The 15729-nt window shown below is 70.9% G+C and carries 21 protein-coding genes, 1 tRNA gene and 1 pseudogene; 12 read left to right on the top strand and 11 right to left on the bottom strand.

The genetic code is table 11. From position 1 onward, the window contains the following. The first annotated feature begins 78 nt into the window (after positions 1-78). Positions 79-1191 carry a sugar-binding protein gene (locus DEJ32_RS09005; RefSeq protein WP_110901020.1) on the top strand — a complete coding sequence of 371 codons (1113 nt, stop codon included), beginning with the start codon at positions 79-81 and terminating at the stop codon, positions 1189-1191. Between the two features lie 127 nt (positions 1192-1318). Here DEJ32_RS09005 and DEJ32_RS09000 read toward each other — a convergent pair whose 3' ends face one another. Together DEJ32_RS09000 and DEJ32_RS08995 are read right to left on the bottom strand one after the other, a co-directional pair. After that, positions 1319-1942 carry a class I SAM-dependent methyltransferase gene (locus tag DEJ32_RS09000; protein WP_110901019.1) on the bottom strand — a complete coding sequence of 208 codons (624 nt, stop codon included), beginning with the start codon at positions 1940-1942 and terminating at the stop codon, positions 1319-1321. A gap of 2 nt (positions 1943-1944) precedes the next feature. Continuing rightward, positions 1945-4026 (bottom strand): cytochrome c oxidase assembly protein, encoded by a 2082-nt coding sequence (locus DEJ32_RS08995; RefSeq protein WP_110823269.1) that lies wholly within the window; start codon positions 4024-4026, stop codon positions 1945-1947. Between the two features lie 120 nt (positions 4027-4146). Here DEJ32_RS08995 and DEJ32_RS08990 point away from each other — a divergent pair, with 120 nt between their 5' ends. Then, the gene (locus tag DEJ32_RS08990; protein ID WP_181420626.1) at positions 4147-4881 is read left to right on the top strand and encodes a GAF and ANTAR domain-containing protein; all 735 of its coding nucleotides are present in this window, start codon (positions 4147-4149) and stop codon (positions 4879-4881) included. Between the two features lie 19 nt (positions 4882-4900). On the opposite strand, the gene DEJ32_RS08985 is transcribed toward DEJ32_RS08990, so the two are convergent. Both DEJ32_RS08985 and DEJ32_RS08980 read right to left on the bottom strand, forming a co-directional pair. Beyond that, positions 4901-5611 (bottom strand): GAF and ANTAR domain-containing protein, encoded by a 711-nt coding sequence (locus tag DEJ32_RS08985; protein ID WP_110901017.1) that lies wholly within the window; start codon positions 5609-5611, stop codon positions 4901-4903. Then, on the bottom strand, positions 5611-6327 hold the full coding sequence (locus tag DEJ32_RS08980) for a GAF and ANTAR domain-containing protein (RefSeq protein WP_181420625.1): 717 nt from the start codon (positions 6325-6327) through the stop codon (positions 5611-5613). Before DEJ32_RS08980 ends, DEJ32_RS08985 begins: the two co-directional genes overlap by 1 nt. 225 nt (positions 6328-6552) lie before the next feature. Between DEJ32_RS08980 and DEJ32_RS08975 the strand changes: the two genes are divergently transcribed. From DEJ32_RS08975 to DEJ32_RS08960, 4 genes are read left to right on the top strand one after another with little or no spacing between them, the layout of a single operon-like run. After that, entirely contained in the window at positions 6553-6852 is a 300-nt protein-coding gene (locus DEJ32_RS08975) for a hypothetical protein (RefSeq protein WP_110901015.1), read from the top strand. Positions 6853-6883: 31 nt separating this feature from the next. After that, positions 6884-7471 carry a dCTP deaminase gene (gene dcd / locus DEJ32_RS08970; protein ID WP_110823258.1) on the top strand — a complete coding sequence of 196 codons (588 nt, stop codon included), beginning with the start codon at positions 6884-6886 and terminating at the stop codon, positions 7469-7471. A 52-nt stretch (positions 7472-7523) separates the two neighbouring features. Then, positions 7524-8048 (top strand): helix-turn-helix transcriptional regulator, encoded by a 525-nt coding sequence (locus DEJ32_RS08965; RefSeq protein WP_110890647.1) that lies wholly within the window; start codon positions 7524-7526, stop codon positions 8046-8048. After that, complete coding sequence (locus DEJ32_RS08960; RefSeq protein ID WP_110901014.1) at positions 8045-8374, top strand: DUF86 domain-containing protein; 330 nt, start codon at positions 8045-8047, stop codon at positions 8372-8374. The genes DEJ32_RS08965 and DEJ32_RS08960 overlap by 4 nt, the downstream gene beginning before the upstream one ends. A gap of 18 nt (positions 8375-8392) precedes the next feature. On the opposite strand, the gene DEJ32_RS08955 is transcribed toward DEJ32_RS08960, so the two are convergent. Both DEJ32_RS08955 and DEJ32_RS08950 read right to left on the bottom strand, forming a co-directional pair. Beyond that, the gene (locus tag DEJ32_RS08955) at positions 8393-8740 is read right to left on the bottom strand and encodes a hypothetical protein (protein WP_146234116.1); all 348 of its coding nucleotides are present in this window, start codon (positions 8738-8740) and stop codon (positions 8393-8395) included. Next, positions 8730-9803, bottom strand: a complete 1074-nt coding sequence (locus DEJ32_RS08950) for a DUF6177 family protein (protein WP_110901012.1) — start codon at positions 9801-9803, stop codon at positions 8730-8732. The genes DEJ32_RS08955 and DEJ32_RS08950 overlap by 11 nt, the downstream gene beginning before the upstream one ends. A 217-nt stretch (positions 9804-10020) precedes the next feature. Between DEJ32_RS08950 and DEJ32_RS08945 the strand changes: the two genes are divergently transcribed. Both DEJ32_RS08945 and DEJ32_RS08940 read left to right on the top strand, forming a co-directional pair. Beyond that, positions 10021-10091 (top strand) — tRNA-Gly (locus DEJ32_RS08945). Between the two features lie 186 nt (positions 10092-10277). Next, positions 10278-10697: a hypothetical protein gene (locus DEJ32_RS08940; RefSeq protein ID WP_110901011.1), complete on the top strand. Its 420-nt coding sequence runs from the start codon at positions 10278-10280 to the stop codon at positions 10695-10697. Between the two features lie 69 nt (positions 10698-10766). On the opposite strand, the gene DEJ32_RS08935 is transcribed toward DEJ32_RS08940, so the two are convergent. After that, entirely contained in the window at positions 10767-11009 is a 243-nt protein-coding gene (locus DEJ32_RS08935; protein WP_110901010.1) for a hypothetical protein, read from the bottom strand. A 167-nt stretch (positions 11010-11176) separates the two neighbouring features. On the opposite strand from DEJ32_RS08935, the gene DEJ32_RS08930 reads away from it, so the two are divergent. Together DEJ32_RS08930 and DEJ32_RS08925 are read left to right on the top strand one after the other, a co-directional pair. Further along, positions 11177-11830 (top strand): DUF4232 domain-containing protein, encoded by a 654-nt coding sequence (locus DEJ32_RS08930; RefSeq protein ID WP_181420624.1) that lies wholly within the window; start codon positions 11177-11179, stop codon positions 11828-11830. Between the two features lie 58 nt (positions 11831-11888). Continuing rightward, positions 11889-12140, top strand: coding sequence for a hypothetical protein (locus DEJ32_RS08925; protein WP_110901008.1), 252 nt, complete (start codon positions 11889-11891; stop codon positions 12138-12140). Between the two features lie 121 nt (positions 12141-12261). Here the strand turns inward: DEJ32_RS08925 and DEJ32_RS08920 are convergent, their stop codons facing one another. From DEJ32_RS08920 to DEJ32_RS08910, 3 genes are all read right to left on the bottom strand, one after another. Further along, complete coding sequence (locus DEJ32_RS08920) at positions 12262-12744, bottom strand: NUDIX hydrolase (protein ID WP_258368957.1); 483 nt, start codon at positions 12742-12744, stop codon at positions 12262-12264. 131 nt (positions 12745-12875) lie between these two features. After that, positions 12876-13340 (bottom strand): ester cyclase, encoded by a 465-nt coding sequence (locus DEJ32_RS08915; RefSeq protein ID WP_110901006.1) that lies wholly within the window; start codon positions 13338-13340, stop codon positions 12876-12878. An 84-nt stretch (positions 13341-13424) separates the two neighbouring features. Next, positions 13425-13787 (bottom strand): DUF4267 domain-containing protein, encoded by a 363-nt coding sequence (locus tag DEJ32_RS08910; protein ID WP_110901005.1) that lies wholly within the window; start codon positions 13785-13787, stop codon positions 13425-13427. Positions 13788-13893: 106 nt separating this feature from the next. On the opposite strand from DEJ32_RS08910, the gene DEJ32_RS08905 reads away from it, so the two are divergent. After that, complete coding sequence (locus DEJ32_RS08905) at positions 13894-14475, top strand: TetR/AcrR family transcriptional regulator (RefSeq protein ID WP_110901004.1); 582 nt, start codon at positions 13894-13896, stop codon at positions 14473-14475. On the opposite strand, the pseudogene DEJ32_RS16660 reads toward DEJ32_RS08905, so the two are convergent. Then, positions 14454-14510: pseudogene (locus DEJ32_RS16660) on the bottom strand (hypothetical protein); the annotation flags it as partial. The gene DEJ32_RS08905 and the pseudogene DEJ32_RS16660 sit on opposite strands and share 22 nt — an antisense overlap. Before the next feature lie 76 nt (positions 14511-14586). Here DEJ32_RS16660 and DEJ32_RS08895 point away from each other — a divergent pair. Next, entirely contained in the window at positions 14587-15717 is a 1131-nt protein-coding gene (locus DEJ32_RS08895; RefSeq protein WP_110901003.1) for an FAD-dependent oxidoreductase, read from the top strand. Positions 15718-15729: the final 12 nt, after the last annotated feature.

Here is a 15729-nt window from a genome sequence, read left to right as displayed (position 1 = left end):
CCGCCGGGACACCCGGTACGACCCATCCTCCACAGCGGGGCTCCGGCCCCACCTCCTCAACGAAGAGAAAGCAATCACATGCGTAAGAAGATCGTCGCCGGCGTCAGCCTGGCGCTCATCGCCGGGCTCGCACTCAGCGGCTGCTCGGCACGTGGCAACTCGGACTCGGGCGCCTCCGGCGACTCCTCGGGTGCGAGCATCAAGAAGGGCGACACCATCGGCGTCGCGCTCCCCGCCAAGACCTCGCAGAACTGGGTGCTCGCGGGCGCCGCGTTCAAGAAGTCGATCGAGGAAGCCGGCTTCAAGGCCGACATCCAGTACGCGGCTGCCTCCAACACCGTCCCCGACCAGCAGGGCCAGATCTCCAGCATGGTCACCAAGGGCGACAAGGCCGTCATCATCGGTGCCGCCGACGGTTCGCAGCTCGGCTCGCAGGTGAAGGCCGCGAAGAACGCCGGCGCCGTCGTCATCGCCTGGGACCGCAACATCCTGAACACGGAGAACGTCGACTACTACGTCGCGTTCAACAACTTCAAGGTGGGTCAGCTCCAGGCGCAGGCCCTGCTCCAGGGCCTCGAGGAGAAGAAGGGCGACAAGCCGTACAACGTCGAGCTCTTCGCCGGTTCGCCGGACGACGCCAACGCGACCGTGTTCTTCAACGGTGCGATGGACGTCCTCCAGCCGAAGATCGACGACGGCACGCTGAAGGTCGTCTCGGGTCAGACCAAGTTCACCAAGGTCAACACGCAGGGCTGGCTCGCGCAGAACGCCCAGTCGCGCATGACCGACCTGCTGACCCAGTACTACACGGGTGACACCGAGCTCGACGGCGTCCTGTCGCCGAACGACACCCTCGCCCGTGCGATCCTGCAGGCCACGAAGGCCGCCGGCAAGGAGAACCCGGTCGTGACCGGCCAGGACTCCGAGACCGCCTCGATCCCGCTGATCATGCAGGGCACGCAGTACTCGACGATCTACAAGAACACCACCGACGAGGCCCAGGCCGCTGTCGACCTGGTGTCCGACCTCGCCGCCGGCAAGAAGCCGGAGACCGTCAAGGACAAGAACAACGACAACGGCGTGAAGATCGTCCCCACCGTCGAGCTGACCCCGGTCCTCGTCACCAAGGACAACGCCGTCGAGGCCTACAAGGACGACGAGACGCTCTCCGCGCTCGCCGAGAAGGGCTGAGCCTCCCCGGTTCCAGCAGAAGGGCCCCGTCGCGTCAGCGACGGGGCCCTTCCTCGTTCCCGGTCGCGCCGACGCGTTCCTGCACCCTCCCGGAGGCCCGTCCCGGTCCGGCGTCCGGTCGCGTCGGTCAGCGCACCGCGAGCAGCGCGCCGTGCGGGCGGGGACCTGGCGTCGTCGCCACTGTCCGGGTGTGGACCTCGAGCACCGTGAAGCCCGCGGCGCGGACCGCGTCGGCCAGTGCGTCGGGCGGCCAGCGGTACGCGGTCGTCACCGCGTGGTCGAACGGCTCCACGCGGTCGCCGGTGAAGAACCCGACGAGCAGCCCGCCGCCCGGTCGGAGGACCCGCGCGGCCTCCGACAGCGGCCGAGCGATGCTCACCGGGTCGTGGTGGACGAGCGAGTACCAGGCGAGCACCCCGGCGAAGTGCCCGTCCTCGGCCGGCACGTCGTCGACGCTGCCCAGGTGGAACCGAGCGGACGGATGGGTCCGCCGCGCGTGCTCGACGAACGCCGGCACCTGGTCCAGGCCGAGGACGTCGACTCCGCGGTCGGCGAGGTGGCCGGTCCAGTGGCCAGGGCCGCACCCGGCGTCGAGGACCGGGCCACCGAGTCCGGTCGCCCACGAGGTGACGAGGTGGACGTCGGCGGGGTGCACCGACCCCATGGACCCGAGCTGCTCGGTGTACTCGGCTGCGCGCCGTCCGTACGCGTCACGGACGGCGCCGCTGTCGGCCCCCGAGCCGGTGGACATGCTCAGTCGCGCCGCTGCATCGCCGACAGCCGCTCGTTGTACGCGTCGAGCTCGGCGTCGCCGTCCCGCTCCGCCTGGCGGTCCTTCCGCTTGGCGGTGCGCTCGTCCGACCGCACCCAGTTGCGTACGACGATGAGCACGACGAACACCATCGGCAGCTCGGAGGCGCCCCACGCGATGCCGCCGCCGGTGTGCTGGTCGTCGAGCAGTGCCGCGTCGTTCGTCTGTCCGAGGGCGTGGAACCAGTCGATCGCGTACACCGACTGCGACGTCATCACCGCGACGCCGAAGAACGCGTGGAAGGCCAGGGTCGCGAGCAGGGCGATGATGAGGATCGGGTACTGCGGGCGCTGGGGGCCCGGGTCGATGCCGACGAACACCCAGAAGAACAGGTACCCGCTCAGGACGAAGTGCACGATCATCACGATGTGCCACTCGTGGGACTGCATCGCGTACTCGAACGCCGGCGTGAAGTAGAACACGACGAGGGACCCGGCGAAGACCACCCCGGCGACCGCGGGCTTCGCGAGGAACTGCATCCACCGCGAGTGCACGAAGAGCATGAGCCATTCACGGGCACCGCGGGAGCCGTCGTTGCGCACCGGCAGGGTCCGCAGCGCGAGGAGCACCGGACCGCCGAGCACGAGCGGCAGCGGGACGAACATCATGAGCAGCATGTGCTGCACCATGTGCGACGAGAAGTGGATCATGCCGTAGACGGCCGGTCCCCCGGAGGTCGTCCAGATGAACACGGCGCAGCCGACGAGCCAGGCGATGGTGCGGCCGACCGGCCAGGAGTCACCGCGCTGCTTGAGCTTGCGGACGCTCCACAGGTACCAGCCGGCGCCGACCAGGGCGAGCGCGAGCCACATCCAGTCGATGTGCCAGTGCGACAGGTAGGTCTGCATCGTCTGCTCGGGCGGGTACGGGTACCCGATGAGCCCGGAGCGGGTGTCGGCCCCGGTCTCCGGCGTCTGCGGGATCGGCGGCTGGCTGCGGGCGACGGCGACCGAGACGCCGATCGCGACGGCCATGAACACGATCTCGGCCAGGGCGAAGCGGACGAACAGCCGGCGGTCGGTCGGGGCGCGGAGCAGCCCGGGCACGAGCTTGCGGCGCTGCACGACCCCGGCGATCCCGAGGAGCACGAGGATCGCCGCCTTCGTCGTGATGAGCCAGCCGTAGGGCGTCGTGACGAGGTCGAGCGGCCCGGTCAGCCGGAGCTGCGCGTTGACGATGCCGGAGAACGCCACAGCCGCGAAGGCCCACCCGGCGAGCGTGGAGTACCGCGCGACGACCCGTCCGGTGGCGCCCTTCGTCCGGACACGCAGGAGCACGACGGCGACGAGTCCACCGGCCCAGACGCACACGCCGAGCAGGTGGACGGCGAGCGAGTTGACGGCGTTCGCGTGCTCGAGCGAGCCGGCGGCGTGGCCGGAGAGCGCGAGCGGCAGCAGGGCGAACAGCGCGGCGACCGTGGCGACGGCGAGGGTCGTGGCCCGGGTGGCGAACGCGGCGACGAGCGTGGCGATGAGCACGGCCGCGGCGGAGACGACGAGCGACTGCCCGATCTCGACCTGGAACGCGAAGAGCAGGAAGTTGCGGGCGAAGACGGGGCTCGTCAGCGGGACGCCGAGGGTGTTCGCCCCGGTCAGGACGATCCCGGCGACCGCGGCGAGGAACCAGACCGACCCGGAGACCGCCGCCCACCGAGCGGCCCGGTGCTGCACGGAGGACATCGCCCCGTGGTCGGCCTTCTGCGCGGGCAGCGCGAACGCGGCGACGATGAGCAGACCGACGGTCAGCGCGGCGACCCCGTCGTGCACACCACGGGCGGCGACGAGACCGAACTGCACGACGTCACCCGCGGAGACGAGCTGCTGGTTCGCGGTGAACGCCCCGGTGATCGTCATCCCGAGGAGCGCACACGCCACGACGAGCGGCAGCGCGATCACGAGGACGGTCGCGACGGTGGACGTGCGGGTGGTGACGGGCGCGGTCTCCGGTGCCGGGCCTCCCGGTCGGGAGGCGGTGTCCGGACGACCTGCGGCGTCGGGGTGGGGCTGGGGTGACGTGACGGCCATACCTGTCTCGGGTCGGTTCCGTCCGCGGTCCGCGGACCCTCCATCGTAGGCGCGCGGGTCTGGACGCGCGAGGGCAGGATGCTGCGCGGCGTCCCGGGCCACCCCCGTACGCTCGGGCGGGTGACGACGACGACAGAGTTCGACGACCAGGACCGGTTCGACCACGTGCTCGGCGCGGTCGCCGCCGTGCTGGACCCGTCGCTCGACGTCCTCGACGCCATGACCCGGGCGGTGGACGCATGCGTGCGGTGGACCGGGTCCGCCGAGGCGGGGATCGTCCTGGCCGACCGGTCCGGCGTCCTGAACGTGATCGCCTCGACGAGCGAGCGGGGCATCGACGCCGAGGAAGCCCAGCTCGGCACGAACGAGGGGTCCTGTCTGGACTGCTACCGGACCGGCGGGACGATCGACGTCCCGGACGTCTCCACGAAGGCCGCGGAATGGCCGACCTTCGTCCAGACCATGAGCGACCGCGGACTGATCGGCACCTTCGCCGAGCCCATCCGGCTGCGGACCGCGACCATCGGGTGCCTGTGCGTCTTCGCGGACCACGACCGGGGACACGACGACCAGGACGTCGTGATGATCCAGTTGCTCGCCGACGCGGCCTCCGCGGCTCTGGCACGCCACCGCGCGCAGGGGACGCAACGGACGCTCGACGAGCAGATCGCGGACGCCCTGGAGGCCCGGGTGCTGCTCGAACAGGCCAAGGGCGCGTTGGCGTACCGGCGGGACGTCCAGATCGACGAGGCCTTCCGGGTCCTCCGGGACGGCGCCGTGCGCACCGGCCGCGGTCTGCGCGACGTCGCCGCGGACGTCATCCAGCACGGGGCAGACCTGCGCGAGCTCGCCTGACGGTCGGCCCCGGTCATCCTCAGATCGAGACGGTCCGCTCGACGACCTGCCGCGCGGTCTCCGCGAGCGGCACCTGGTGGGACCGCGCGTAGGACCGGAGCATCCCGAACGCCTGGTCCATGTCGACCTCGTGCGTCTGCGCGAGGAACCCCTTGGCCTGCTCGATGACCACCCGGCTGTCGAGCGCCCGCTGGAGCTGGTCGCGCGCGATGGTGGCCCGCTCGAGTCCGCGCTGCTGCAGGATGCTGATGGTCGCGACGTCCGTCAGCGCCTGGGCGGCGACGATGTCCTCGTCGCCCAGCGCACCCGGCCGCTCGCGGTAGAGGTTCATCGAGCCGAGCGTTTCGTCCCGCAGACGGAGCGGGATGGCGTGCACCGACGCGTACCCGAACCGCTCCGACGCCGCTGCGAACGCTGGCCACCGTCGGCGCAACTCGGCGGTGCTGCCCACGGTGACGACCCGGCCGGTGCGGTAGGCCTCGACGCAGGGACCTTCGCCGGCGTCGAGCTGCATGACGCCGACGAGGTTACTCCGCTCGCTGGTCGACGCGACCAACTCGAGTTCGTCGGTCCGGGTCGCGAGCATGATGCCGGCCGCGGTGACGTCGAACAGGTCCGCTGCCTTCCCCACCAGCATCTGGAGCAGTTCGATGACGTCGTAGTCGTCGACGAGGGTGTCGGCGAGGGTGACGAACGTGTCGACGAGGCGTTGCTCTCTGCTCTGCGTCATCAGCGGTCTTCTTTCCGTGCGGGGTCGTTTGTGCGTGGGTCTCGGAAGTCGATGCGCCGCTCGATGACGGCTTCGGCGATGGCGCGGAGGGGCTGCCCGTCCGCGAAGGCGCGTGCACGGAGGACCAGCAGCGCGTTCTCCGGAGTGAGGCCCAGCTGGGCGACCACCATGCCGGTCGCCTGGTGCACGTGACGCCCGGAAGAATGTGTGACGGAGACGGCAGAGGTGGCGATGCCGCCTTCGAGGTCACGCGTCGTCGTGTACAGGACACGGAGCGCGGCCAGCCCGGCGAGCAGCTTCGCCTCGGAGAGCTCAGCGGGTGCGAGCGGCTGGGTCTCGAGTCGGTACAGCGTCACGGCGCCGATGTCGAAGGTGCCGACGGCGAGCGGGAACGAGAGCAGCCCGGCCCATCCCGTCGCCCGCAGGGCCGCACGGGTGGACGGCCATTCGTCGTCGGTCGTCTCGCTCAGGTCGTAGGCGAGGACGGGAGCCCCACTGCGCAGCGCTGACCACCCCGGACCCTCGCCGAGGAGCACCTGCTGTTCGTCCGACTCCGCGGCTCGCGGATCCGAGGCGGCGATCACGGCGCTGCCGAAGGGCCGACCGAGCGTGGAGAGCGCGGCGCCGGCCACCGGGAGGACGTCGACGAACGCACCCGCCAGGGCGTCGTCGTCGCCACCCTGGAGGCGACGGGCCGCGTCGGTGAAGGAAGTCATCGTCGGCCCCGGGCGAGGGAGCCCGTGAAGGTGGTGGTGGTGGTCATGGGTATCAGCGCTCCTGCGAGAAGTGGCCGCAGCGCGGGGGCTGGGTGCTGAAGCGGACACCTTCAGCCTAGTCGCGCGGACTCCTCCCACTCCGAGGTGCGCTCGGTTAGCGTTCCGGTAGCCCCAGACCCCGGCCGCTCGATCCATCAGATCCATGGCGAACAGCTGGAGCATCCTGTGCGCACATCACGTCGTCCCCCGTCCGCCGCGCGTCCCCTCCTCCGGCGCGCGAGCCTCCGTCGCACCGGCCGTGCTCGCCTGCGCCGCGTCGCCGTCCGCCTGGTCGGGGCAGTCGTCGGCCGCAGCGGGGCCGTACCGGACCAGGACCGCTGCCCGCGGACGCTGCACGGGCACCGCTGCCAGCTCCGTGAGGGCCACCCCGACTTCCACGCGGTCGACGACGGCTCGATCCGGATGCGCTGGCACGACCGCACCCTGCCCACCGACGACTGGGTCCTCGACGCCTTCGAGTCCTGACGGGGCACGGGCCGACGACTAGGCTTCCAGCGTGCTGCTCTCCGACCGCGACATCGCCGCTCAGCTCGACCAGGGCCGGATCGGCCTCGACCCGTACGACGCCTCGCTCGTGCAGCCGTCGAGCATCGACGTGCGGCTCGACAAGTACTTCCGGCTGTTCGACAACCACAAGTACCCGCACATCGACCCCGCCGAGGACCAGCCCGAGCTCACCCGCCTGGTCGAGACCGACCCGGACGAGGCGTTCGTCCTGCACCCGGGTGAGTTCGTGCTCGGGTCGACGTTCGAGGTGGTCTCGCTGCCGGACGACATCGCCGCACGACTCGAGGGCAAGAGCTCGCTCGGCCGACTGGGCCTCCTGACCCACTCGACGGCGGGCTTCATCGACCCGGGCTTCTCCGGACACGTGACCCTGGAGTTGTCGAACGTCGCGACCCTGCCCATCAAGCTGTGGCCCGGGATGAAGATCGGGCAGCTCTGCTTCTTCCAGCTGTCGAGCCCGGCCGAGAAGCCGTACGGGTCCGCTGAGTACCAGTCGCGGTACCAGGGACAGCGCGGGCCGACGCCGTCCCGTTCGGCGTTGAACTTCCACCGTGCGGACGTGTCGCGCTCGAACTGATCGAGTCCCTCTGTAGGCGTACGAAATACGGAATACTGTGTATCGTGGCGGCATGCCGCCACGCCATCCTCGTGCGTCGCCGATGACGCTCTCCGCCGCCGCGATCATCCGCGAGGCACGGCAGCGCGCCGACCTCACCCAGGTCCAACTCGCCGCCCGCGCCGGTGTCACCCAGAGCGTCATCAGCACGTACGAGAACGGCCGCCGGGAGCCCTCACTCGCAGCCCTGCAGCGGCTCCTGCTCGCCGCCGGGTTCCGGACGGCGATCGACCTGCAGCCCGTGGCCGAACCGGCACCGCTCCGACGACTGGTCGCACGGCACCGGGACGAGCTGTCCGGAGTGCTGCAGCAGCACGGCGCGGTCGGCGTGCGGCAGCTGCTCGACGGCACGGAGCGAGCCCACCCGGATGAGTGGGCAGCAGACGTCGTCCTCGTCGTGGAGCTGGCCCCTGCCGCCGGGATCTTCGCCCTCATGCGGATGCAGGACGAAGCGGAGCAGCTGCTCGGGGTGCGGGTCGAGGTCCTCGCCGCCGATGCCCTGCCCTCCGACGTCCTCGACCGGACGGTCCCGCTGTGACCAGGGCGGTCGAGCGGTCGCTGGACGACGTCGTCACCGCGTGCGCGCGGATCCAGGAGTACGCCGACGACCCGACGTTGCCCGAGGCGGTCGTCGCGGACGCCGTCCGGATGCGCCTCGTCGACATCGCGTCCTCGGTCCGGGAGTTGCCGCCAGCGATGACCGCGACCGAACCGACGATCCCCTGGGCGCGGCTGGCGGCACTCGGAGAGCAGCTGACGCGCCGACCGTCCGACGCCCCCGCCTCCGTCCTGCTGAACACCGCCCGCACCGACGTCCCCGCGCTCCGCGACGCCGTCGAGCGGCTCCGCGGCCACTGCCCCTGACCAGGAGCGCCGGACCGGTCAGTCCCCGTGCACGATGCACACCGCATCGAGGTCGAGCGATGCCTCGAGGGCCGCGGTGACCCCTGCCTCGCCGTCCGCGCCCAGCGGCGTGACGGTGTCGACCCACCACAGCGGGACGAACATCGCCGGGGCGTCCGGCAGGAGTCGGGTGACCTCGTCCAGGAAGTCGACCCGACGGACTCCGAGCACCGTGATGACCGGGTGCGTCGCGTCGCGGCAGACCTGCGTCATCGGGCCGTCGTCGAGGGCACGGACGCCCCAGGAGTCGTCGTGCAGGAGCAGGGCTTCGGCCACGTCGCGGACCTCGACCGGGCCACGACAGAGCAGGGTCACCTCACGTGGCACCCTGCGACCCCTGCCCGCCGTGCTGCATGGCGTGCGCCCCGAGGGCGCCGTCGTCGTGGGCCGGGTCGAGCGGGGCCCCGCCGACGAGCTGCAGGAAGCGGTCCTCGTCGATGCGGTCGAGGAACGACTCGAGTGCGATCCAGCCGTCCTCGAAGCGGACGACGAGCCCCTCGCCGACCTCGCCGGCGAAGGTCTCGGTCGTGGTGCGGACCGGCGGCCATTCGCCGCGGCGGTCGAGGAATCGGGTGGCCTCGGGGCCGACGATCACCGCGAGCGGCTCCGGCTCGCCGTACGAGACCGCGCGGACCAGGTGGTCGGCGTCCCCGCGGCGCTGCATGACCACGCCGAACACCGGCTCGACGTCGCTCGCGACCCGGTGCACGGCGTCCAGCAGACGACCGGCGAGCCCGGGGTCCGTTCCGCCCTCGGGCACCGTGAGCACGGCGGACATCGTCTCGACGACGACCCCGTCGGTCAGGTGGGCCGTCATCGTGGCGGAGATGCCATCGCCGACGGCGTAGGAGGTGCTGATGCCCGGCGACTCGTGCTTCGCGTACTGCGTGACGACCCAGCGGTCCCAGGCAGAGGTGAGCGGCTCGGAGGTCCCCCACCGTGTCGGGCAGGTGTCGACGGCGGCGCAGAGTGCCTCGATCGCGGAACCGACGTCCACCGACCGCTCGTCGTGGTGGCGGAGCGTGAGGTCGATGCTGATCTGCCGGACCGAGCCGAGGGCCTCCCGGTGCTCCGGCGACGGGTCGCCGAGCAGTTCCGGTCCGTGCTCGACGAAGTCCTCGATGCCGGCGGCGGGCACCCCGGTGCGACCGTCGCGCAGCTCGCCGTCCGACCCGCGGACCGCCCATGCGCCACCGTGGGTGCCGAGCGCGTGCCGGAGGGCGGGGGTGAGCGCAGCCTCCGGGCCGGTCCGCAGGACGACCGTGCGACCGGAGGCGGACGCACGGCGCAGCAGCGAGTCGAAGGACTCGGTCAGCCACACGACCGGCGCGCTCGAATCCACCACGATGGCCGGTCCGACCACGTCGTCGATGAGGGGATGCCTGACCATCCGGTTCCTCCTCGGTTCGGTCGTGCTGACACTCGCTTGGTCCCCCTAGACGGTACACACGGCGTCCGGGAGTGTCCGTGGAGGACGGCGGCTCACAGCGGAGAGACAGGGGCGGCCGGGAGGCGCGGAACACGTCCGCCCCGCGGCTCGCGGGAGCGCTCGGCTGGCATCCAGCGGATCATCCGCTAGGCTGGTGCGGTCCCGTTCGGCGGGATGCGCGAGTGTAGTTCAATGGTAGAACTCCAGCTTCCCAAGCTGGTAGCGCGGGTTCGATTCCCGTCACTCGCTCCGTTTCGTCCACTGCACTGCTCGTTGGTCATCCACGTCCTCCCGACTCAGCTGAGACTCGCTCCATGATCCCTGGCTTCCCCGAGCGCGATCGCACCCTGTCGACTCCCAGGGCCTGTGATCTCGAGGCCGAGCCCTCGAGGCCGCGCTGGGAACGGGGGATGTGAAGTGGCGACGGAACGCCGGGTGGGCATCGCGACGCTGATCGCGATGCTGTCGGTCGTGATGAGCGGTTGTGCCGTCCCGGGCCAGCCCGGGCCCCAGGACTACACCGGTACCTGGCGGCTCCAGGGAGAGGACGGCCGCGCAGCAGAGTTCGTCTTGTCGGCAGACCGGACGTTCACCGCGCGCAACATCCCCATCGATCTCGCGTGCCGGACCGGGGACGTCGCGGCGAGCCCGCCGGGTTGCGCGGACGACGAGTACTCGACGAGCTTCACCGGACACTGGAAGACGGCAGAGGGGAGCTCGCCCGGGATCCGGCTCTACCACGCCGGCAAGTTCGTGCGCCAGGGCTACCCGAGCAGCGGCGGACTCGGCTTCTTCGTCCAGACTCTGGACGTTCCTCGCCCCGACTACTTGTTCGTACGTGCGGACCGGAAGTGACCGGAGCCGGTTCGCTGGACCGGCTCAGTGCGCCCGCGCTGCCGGGCCCGCGGCCTCGACGGACGACCGTCACTGCACGGTCTGCTGCTCGCTCTGCCGTCGGTCGAGCTCGGTGAGAATCGTCTCGGTGTTCCGGAGCACGCGCGGAGTGGTGACGGCGGTGACGACGAACACCGCGAGGAAGAAGACCGCGCCGACCCAGAACAGCGGCTGGCCGGTGACCGCGAGCCAGATGGCGAGGGCGGTCATCGGCAGGTAGAGCAGCGGCGCCGCCCACCGCAGCGGCCGGTACTGGCGCTGATGATGCTCCACCGATGCGGACACGAGACGAGCGCCGAGCTGGAGGGACGCCTCCGCGCAGTCAGACGGCGACGCTCCCCCGGACCATGCGCCCGCCCTCCGTGCCTGCGACCTGGGGGATGGTTCCACGGCGGAACGAGTATGGGTGCGGGGTCCTGCGGTCCGTGTTGAGTGGCGGCATGAACACGCAGGCCCGACGGATGGCCATCCCGGCTGTCGTCGTGCTCGGTGTGGTGCTCGGAGGCTGCAGCGCCACCGGCACGCCGACGCCGACCACCACCCGCACCGTCACCGCGACCGCCGCTCCGACGAGTGCGGGAACACCGCCGACCACCTCGCCGGCCGCTTCCGCGACGGACGACACGGGTGCCCACACCGGCACTGGCGCCGACGGCCGTGCTCCCGACGAGGACGGAGCCCGATGCACCGCCGACGACCTCGAAGGCGACTTCGCCGGACGGGAAGCCGGCGCGTCCAACGTCGAAGAGGAGCTCCAGTTGACCAACACCGGCACCACCGACTGCACCCTGCAGGGCTGGCCCGGTGTGTCGCTCGTCGGCGACAGCGACGGCACTCAGATCGGTCAGCCAGCCGAGTTCGACCGCAGCACCGCCCACGACACCGTGACACTCAAGCCCGGCAGGGCCGCAGTTGCTCGGTTCCACTACGTCCAGGCGGATGCATTCGACCCGGGGACGTGCAAGCCGGTCACTGGAGACGGCTTCCGGGTGTACCCGCCGGGCTCGAAGACGAGTCTGTTCATTCCCGCGGAAGGCGTCAGGGGCTGCACGGCTGGCAACGAGACGATCTTCACCGTCGGCGCCCTCCAGTGATCGACAGTGCGCGGGCGGACGCCGATCGCCCTGGAACTCCCGGTACAGTGACACGCCCATGACCGAGACGAAGCAGCGCAGCCTACTCGAACGACTCGTCGGGAGGCCCCTCCCGTGGCTCGTGTGGATGTTCGCTGTCCTGGCCGGTGTCTGGATCGTCCTCGCCATCGCTGAGCCGTCAGGGCAGCACACCTTCATGGCGGTCACGTGGACGATCCTCGCCGCCGTCCAGATCGGCTCCGCCTACTACGCCCGCCGCCAGGAGCGGAACCACGTTCAGAACACGGACAGGGACATCGAGACGCACTGAGGCCGCAGGGGAACTCCGGTTCCAGCGCGCATGTCTCGAGTGACGCTTCGCACGCCATCGAGCAGTACCCGTCGTGAGCCGGTCGACGACTGGGACAATGTCGCTCGCCGCGGGGCGATCCCTACCGGGACTCCGCCCCGTGTCCCTGCACGAGTGGGAACCAGTGCCGGTCGCGGAGCGGGCTTCCCAGTTCCTCGACGCTGAGCCAGTGACCGGGGACACACGGTTCTGCGTCCGCGATCCACACACCGAAGTGTGCGAGCGGCGACGGCCAGGGGTAGTCGTCGTCTGCTGCGTCCACGATGTTGCGGACGGCACCGAGGAAGCGTGCCTCGTGCGTCGCGCCAGTCACTTCGAGGACCAGGTCGGCCACCGTCGCCGCGCCATCCGGGTCGTCGAGCACGACGGGCCGAGTGGGGAGATCGAGCTTCCCGGTGCCGTCACGAGGAACGCAGAACACCCGGTCGACGCGGCGCAACAGCAGCCGCACCAGGCACATCGGGGATCGCGGTCGTCCGCCGCGCACCACTTGTGCTCGCCCGCCCTGGGGCAGCCAGGGTGCGTCAGCATGCTCGGCCAGCACGAGCTCTCGTTCGTCAGCCACGATCCGAGCGTAGGGGCGATGGGCATCCTGGCTCCCCCGGACTGACCTCGAGGTGTCCGGCCGGGGATCGGCACCGGGAACGGCGACACCGAGAGCAGCATTCAGGACCAGCGCTCACCGATCCAGCAGGCTCAGCCCCAGGGTGCCGGGGTCGGGGCGTCTGCAGGGGCGTTGAGCTGGCTCATGAGGCCGGCGAAGTCCTCGAGGTGCCAGGTGGTGATGATCCTCCCCTCGCGGACCTGATGCATGTCCATGGTGCGCATCTCGATGCGCTTGCCGGTGGGTTCGTGGCCCATGAAGGCGCCCTGGTGGGTGCCGGAGACGGTGTTGCGGACGGCGACTTTGTCGCCCTGGACGATGACGTCCTGGTGCTCGACGGCGTAGTCGGGCATCGCGTGGCGGAAGAGCGCGATCTGAGCGGCCATGCCGGCGGGGCCCTGCTGCTGGCCGGGTGCGAGGGGCAGGTCCGTCCAGTCCTCCGCCAGGACCTCGTCGTAGACGGTGGTGTCTCCTGTGCGGAAGGGCTCGTAGAAGGCCCGCACGACGTCCTCGGTGGCGGTGCCGTCGGTGTCGTCGTGCTCGTTCGTGGTGCGCATGCGTGTTGCCTTTCGTGGTGGTGGAGCAGGGTGGGGGATGGGGCGGGTGGCGGGGCGGCCGAGCCGCGAGGAGTGGCGTCCGATCTAGCCGAGTGCGAGGACGAGGCCTGCGATGACGAGCACGAGTGCCGTCGCCGCGTGCACGCCGAGGGCCTGGCGGAGGGTTCCGCCGTTCGTGAAGACGATGACGGCGTCACCGATCGGCGTGATCGCCGCGGCGAGGAGCGCCCAGCCGAACACGTGCGGGCCGGCGACGAGCAGGACCACCAGCGGCACGATGCCGGAGGTGATGTCGCGGACGCCCTTGATGCTCGTGAACGCTCGCCGCCGGTCCTCGGCGACGCCGAACCCGGCGGTGGCGATCGCCGGAGCCACGAGGAACCGGCCGCCGATGAAGAGGATGAAGAGACAGCCGAGGACGGCGACGACGAGGGCGGTGATGACCACGGGAGGACCTTCCGTTGTTGTCTAACGACGTTATGCCTCGACGCTAACAGTCGATGGGAGCGTTGTCTACCGTTGTTATGTAACTGCGTTCTGCTACTCTGGACCTATGTCTCCACGACCTGCTCCTGACCTTGATCTCCGGCGCGACCAGATCCTCCGGGCGGCTCGCAAGGTCGCGGAAGCCGAGGGGTGGGAAGCCGTCACCATGCGTCGGCTCGCGTCCGAGATCGGGGTGACCCAGCCGGTGATCTACTCCGCGTTCGCCGGCGGCCGCCAGGCGCTCATCGACGCCGTCGCGCTCGCCGGGTTCGAAGCGATCGCGACCGCATTGGAGGCCGTGCCTGCGGAGCCACTGGCGCGGATGCAGGCCTACCTCGACTTCGCCGCTGATCAACCGCGCGTCTACGAGGCGATGTTCTCGATGCCGTCGGGCCTCGAGTTCGGTTCCGGACGCGGCCCGGACGCGCTCAAGCGCGCCTTCGCCGGGGTTCGCGCGGCGTTCCCCGGCCCGGACGACACCGAAGCCGAGGTGGCCTGGGCGACGGTCCACGGTCTGGCGACCCTGGAGAACAGCAAGCGGTTACCCGCAGCGCGGTCGCGTGCGCGACTCGACCACGCGCATCGAGCGCTGAGCGGAGGCTCGGGAGCAGGACGAGCGAGTGGCGGTCACACCCCCACGAGTTCGTAGGAAGACCCGTCCGGTGATCGGCTGAGGAAGCCGGGATGGACGGCGTCGCGTCGGACGAGCGCCGCGTCGGGCGGACCACCTCCGCCCGGACGGACGCCCTACTGTGAAGGCATGCCCCACGCCCCGGCCGGACGACATCCCACTCCGCCGACGTCGCGGTTCGACCACGTCGTCATCGGCGGAGGTGTCGTCGGCGCCGCAGCGGCCCGGTCCCTGGCTGCTCGCGGGGAGCAGGTCTTGCTCGTGGAACAACACGACCGCGGGCACGAGCACGGCTCCTCACACGGAGCGACGCGGATCTTCCGGATGGGCTACACCGAGCCGGACTACGTCACCCTCACGCAGCGCGCCTGGGACGCCTGGGCAGCGCTCGAGGCCGCGTCCGGTCGGACCCTGCTCGACCGCACCGGGGCCGTCGACCACGGTCGGCCCGAGGTCATCGACGCGATCGCGCACGCACTCGAGCGTGCCGGCGTGCCGTTCGAGCGACTCGACCTCGACGAGGCCGCGGCCCGCTGGCCGCGACTGGCGTTCGAGGGTCATGTGCTCGCGCACGGCACCGCCGGCCGGATCCGATCGGCCGAGACGATCGAGGCGCTGCTCGACCTGGCCGCGTCCGACGGAGCGGCCCTCCGCTTCGGGGTACGGGTGACGGGGCTCGACGACCACGGCGACACCGTGACCGTCCACCTCGACGACGGAATCGCGGTGACGACGCCGAGCGTCGTGGCGGCGGTCGGTTCCTGGGCGCCCACGCTGGTCGGCGAGGTGTTCGCCGGACGCGGGGCGAGCCTCCCGGCCATCAGGGTCACGCAGGAGCAGCCGGCGCACTTCCCCAGCCACCTGCCGGACGACGCGTGGCCGTCGTTCGTGCACTACCCGCTCGACGGCGGGGACGTGTACGGCCTGCTGACGCCGGGCGAGGGCGTGAAGGTCGGGTTCCACGGCATCGGCCCGGTCGTCGACCCCGACGCTCGCGATCGGACACCGGTCGCCGCCGAAGTCGAGCGGCTGCAGGCGTACGTGGCCCGGTTCGTGCCGGGCGTCGACGCCACGGCTCCAGCGCTGATCAGCTGCCTGTACGACAACTCCCCGAGCGACGACTTCGTGATGGACCGCCGCGGACCGCTGACCGTCGCGACCGGGTTCTCCGGGCACGGGTTCAAGTTCGCGCCGGTGCTCGGGGAGATGCTCGCGGACCTGGCGACCGGCGGGACGCCGCATCCGCGGTTCGCGCTCTGACCGTCACGGGCC

The organism is Curtobacterium sp. MCPF17_046 (genome assembly GCF_003224295.1).
Classification (GTDB): Bacteria; Actinomycetota; Actinomycetes; order Actinomycetales; family Microbacteriaceae; genus Curtobacterium.
Note: the sequence above shows the minus strand (reverse complement) of the source record. Positions and strands in the feature narration are given on the sequence as shown.